Annotated in this window: 1 pseudogene; it reads left to right on the top strand. The window is 59.0% G+C overall.

From position 1 onward, the window contains the following. Positions 1-692 (top strand): annotated as a pseudogene (locus GWQ22_RS21930) (IS256-like element ISAs3 family transposase); the annotation flags it as partial.

Here is a 692-nt window from a genome sequence, read left to right as displayed (position 1 = left end):
AGCACTCGCCGCTGAGCTGGCAAAAGACATCAAGTCTGAAAAAGATCTCGGCACCCTCACCCAACAGCTGATCAAGCTCACCGTCGAGACCGCGCTTAATGCCGAGATGGACGAGCATCTGGGCTACTAGAAACACGCCCCACAAGGCCGCGGGACCGGCAACAATCGCAATGGCTATTCCACCAAGCGCCTAAAAGGCCAGCATGGAGAGGTCACCATCCAGGCGCCTCGTGACCGTAACGCCTCCTTCGAGCCTCAGTTTGTCCGCAAGGGCCAGTCACGCCTGACCCAGATGGACGACCAGATCCTCGCCCTCTACGCCAAGGGCTTGAGCACGCGGGATATCGTGGACGCGTTCAAAGAGATGTATGACGCCGACATCTCGGCGGGGCTGGTATCGAAGGTGACCGAACGTGTCATCGAGCAGGTCCACGAATGGCAAAACCGGCCGCTGGATCCGCTCTATCCCATCGTCTATCTGGACTGCATTGTGCTGAAGATCCGCGCGAACCAGCGGGTGATCAACAAGTCGCTCTATCTGGCACTGGGCATCAATATGGAGGGGCACAAGGAGCTGTTGGGCCTGTGGCTGGCCGAGACCGAAGGGGCAAAGTTCTGGCTGTCGGTCCTGACCGAGCTGAAGAACCGCGGCCTGGAAGACATCCTGATCGCGTGTGTGGATGGTCTCAAGG

This window comes from Aeromonas sp. 1HA1 (assembly GCF_029237385.1).
Taxonomy (GTDB): Bacteria; Pseudomonadota; Gammaproteobacteria; order Enterobacterales; family Aeromonadaceae; genus Aeromonas; species Aeromonas popoffii.
Note: the sequence above shows the minus strand (reverse complement) of the source record. Positions and strands in the feature narration are given on the sequence as shown.